The 3255-nt window shown below is 68.4% G+C and carries 4 protein-coding genes; all 4 read left to right on the top strand.

Annotation, left to right across the window (positions count from 1 at the left end):
* A partial coding sequence (locus ACLP25_RS09100) for an alginate O-acetyltransferase AlgX-related protein (RefSeq protein WP_442468880.1) occupies positions 1-616 on the top strand: 616 nt, incomplete at its 5' end.
* A gap of 3 nt (positions 617-619) precedes the next feature.
* Complete coding sequence (gene cobU / locus ACLP25_RS09095) at positions 620-1177, top strand: bifunctional adenosylcobinamide kinase/adenosylcobinamide-phosphate guanylyltransferase (RefSeq protein ID WP_442468879.1); 558 nt, start codon at positions 620-622, stop codon at positions 1175-1177.
* A 305-nt stretch (positions 1178-1482) separates the two neighbouring features.
* The gene (locus ACLP25_RS09090; RefSeq protein ID WP_442468878.1) at positions 1483-2541 is read left to right on the top strand and encodes a lipase; all 1059 of its coding nucleotides are present in this window, start codon (positions 1483-1485) and stop codon (positions 2539-2541) included.
* 248 nt (positions 2542-2789) lie between these two features.
* On the top strand, positions 2790-3255 hold a 466-nt coding region (locus ACLP25_RS09085), incomplete at its 3' end, for a YgjP-like metallopeptidase domain-containing protein (protein ID WP_442468877.1).

Here is a 3255-nt window from a genome sequence, read left to right as displayed (position 1 = left end):
CAACTGGGCGCAGAACCACGGCCGGCGGACCGAATACGACCTCTTCCTCGACGGCCTCGCCGCGAGGCGCGTGAAGACGGTCGACCTCCGGCCGGTCATGGCGAGAGCGCGCGCGGACGGCGCCGCCTATTTCCGCCACGACACGCACTGGACTGCGTTCGGCGCTCTCGCCGCCTTCAACGCCGTGGTCGAGGCGGACGGGCGCCCCGACTGGCGGCTCGATCCGGCCGCCGCGCTTTCCCCGCCGTCGCCGCGCGAGGGCGGCGATCTCGCCCGGATGCTCGGCGTCCAGGACGCCGTCAGCGAGGAGGTCGAGGAGCTCCGGCTCCCCGAGGGCAGGAAGCAGCTCATGACCGCCGACCCCTACGGCGATTATTGGCTCGACTCGGGCCATCCGGGGCCGACGATCCTGATCCTCGGCGACTCCTTTGCCGGCGCGCATTTCGAGCCCATGCTGCTGCCGCATGTCGGACGCGTGGTGTGGCTGAGCCACGAGCATTGCGCCTTCGACTGGAGCGCGATCGACAGGTTCCGGCCCGACGAGGTGTGGTGGATGCCGACCGAGCGGTTTCTTGTCTGCGATCCGGGCGTGCGCCCGCGCGGATTTGCGGGGTAGGCGATGGCGGCGATCCCGGTTGAGGCGCGCAGCGTCCGGGTGCTCGGGGGCGCGCGATCCGGCAAGAGCGCCTTTGCGCAGGCGCTCGCCGAAGCCGCCGCGCCCGAACGGGTCTATCTTGCGACCGCCGAGGCGGGCGACCCGGAAATGGCGGACCGGATCGCGCGCCACCGGCAGGCGCGCGGGCTCGGCTGGTCTACGCGCGAGGCGCCGCTCGACCTCGCCGAGGCGCTCGCCGCCGAAGCGCGGGGGGGGCGGGTCGTGCTCGCCGACTGCCTCACGCTGTGGATCACGAACCTCATGCTCGCTGGCCGCGACGTCGAGGCCGCGGCCGAGGCGCTGGCGCGCGCCCTCGGCGCGCTCGAGGGGCCGGCGATCCTGGTCTCCAACGAGGTCGGGCTGGCGCTCGTGCCGGAGACCCGGCTCGGACGCGACTTCCGCGACCTGCAGGGGAGGGCGAACGCCGCGGTCGCAAAGGCCTGCGACGCCGTGGTGTTCGTCGCCGCGGGGCTGCCGACGCTGCTCAAGCCCGCGCCGCCGCTCGACTGGCGGCTAGGCTGACGGGCTGTGTATCATCCGCACGAACTATCGTGCCCGCAGTAAGCGACGCGGCGACCGACGCCACAAATTGCAAACGCCAATAGTTGTCGGCGGCTATCCGCCCTCTACAATTCCGGGTTCCCGCATTCGAGCTTTGGCCGTGCGTACGGAGGACGAGGCCGATTTCGCCCACGCAACCGGTCGGAGATCATCTGACCGCGAAGACGCTGGATCCATGTCCACTCGTCGTCCGCGCCAAATCTTGACGTCCCTCGCCGCACCCGAGCATACCGATTATCCATGTCTCGCATTTGGCGGGAGCTTCGATGGAATTGTCCGCAGGGGCTATAGGGCTAACACAATTCGTCGCCGGCGCGATCGCGCTCTTCTGTCTCTCGGCCTGCGCGGACCTGCATCTCGACCAGGGTCCGGACCAGGTCATTCAACGGACGGAAGGCGAGGACAACTTCGCCGTGCGGCAACAGGCCGGGCCGACCGCCGCGCGCGTCCTGCCCTATGCTCTCCTGTCGGAGCAATCCTACGATCCTCGGGTCTATGCGGCGCATAAGGTCGCGCCACGCGAGACCATCTGCTCAGCGGCCGATCCCAAGGATTGCGACGCGACGGAGGATCGACGCGCGGCCCGATGGCTCAGCGAATGGCGATATGTCTGGAGTTGCGACGGGCCCGAGGAATGCAAGGTGCGAACGCCGGGGCGGAACGAGCCGGTCGGCGGCCTGGGCGTCCAGGTCTGGGCGCGCAAGGGCGCACGCTGCTCTGAGGCGGTCATCGCCTTCCGCGGCACCACGGGCGGCAACAAGGGCGATTGGGAATCCAATTTCCACTGGGTCCTGCGCAGTCTACCCATTTACGACCAATACGATCAGGTCCGCGACCATATCGGCGACTTCATCGGCCATATCGAACGGGATCCGTGCTACCGGCCGGGCTCAACCCAGATCGACACGGTCGGGCATTCGCTCGGGGGCGGACTGGCGCAGCTTGCGGCCTATTCCGATTGGCGCATCCGGCGCGTCTACGCCTTCGATCCTTCGATGGTGACCGGATTTTATTCCGTCGATCCGCCGCACCGCGACCGGAATGTGCAAGGCCAAAGGATCGAGCGCGTCTACGAACTGGGAGAGGTGCTTGCCTACGGCCGCCTCGTCATGCTGCATTCCATTCCTTTGTCGCCCTGCAATCCACGTGTCGTCAGCGTCCGCTTCCACGTCTTCCACGGCGCCCCGATCGCCCTGCACAGCCTCACGGATCTGGACAACGGTTTGCTCGAAGTCGCGCGAGGGCACGAGCCGGAGACGAAACCGATGGTCCTCGAGCGTTGCGGTCGCGAATTCCCGAAAGCGCCCGACATCGCTGCGCAATGATCTTCACGGATCCGAATGAGCGACCGCTCTGCATGGTCACTACGCGTGCAGGCTCGCGCATGTCCGCCGGCTATCCTCCGCTCCCCTCGGCGGACTGGCGCTGCCGCCCCTAACGCGACATCGCACGCGGGCGGATTTGGTCCTGCCGCCACGCGCATGAGACCGCCTCTCACAAGGGCGGCCTTCCTTAAGCGTCAGTTCTGCTAGACTCCGATTCGGGCCGGGCGAAAGGATTTTGGCGCGAACCCATGGCGAAAAGCGGATTGTTGCGGCTGTTCGAGCGCGGGCCTGAACCAACCCATCTCGACCTCAGGCACAACGGCGAGGTTTATCGCATCGCGGTCAATCGCTCGACGCGATCGCGACGGTTCACCCTCCGGGTGCGCGCGGCGAGCCGCGACGTGCTGCTCACCATGCCGGCGCGGGCGTCGATGACGGCTGCGCGGGAATTCGCCGAGCGCCATTCGGCCTGGATCGGCGTGCGGCTCGCCCGGTTGCCGCGCCCGGTCGCCTTCGAGCCCCATGCGACGATGCCTCTGCGCGGCGTCGATCATACGATCGTCCACCGGCCGGGGGCGCGGGGCGTCGTCTGGACCGAGACCGGCGATGAGGGGGCGCTCCTCTGCGTCGCGGGCGAGCGGCCGCATGTAGCGCGGCGGGTGCACGATTTCCTCAGGCGCGAGGCGATGAAAGACATCGAGGCCGCGGTCGCCC

Origin of the sequence: Roseiarcus sp. (genome assembly GCF_052145395.1) — a bacterium.
Lineage (GTDB): Bacteria > Pseudomonadota > Alphaproteobacteria > Rhizobiales > Beijerinckiaceae > Roseiarcus.
Note: the sequence above shows the minus strand (reverse complement) of the source record. Positions and strands in the feature narration are given on the sequence as shown.

Coding starts and splice junctions, on each gene's coding strand:
- cobU (WP_442468879.1), top strand. CDS start 620: ATGGCGGCGATCCCGGTTGAGGCGCGCAGCGTCCGGGTGCTCGGGGGC.
- ACLP25_RS09090 (WP_442468878.1), top strand. CDS start 1,483: ATGGAATTGTCCGCAGGGGCTATAGGGCTAACACAATTCGTCGCCGGC.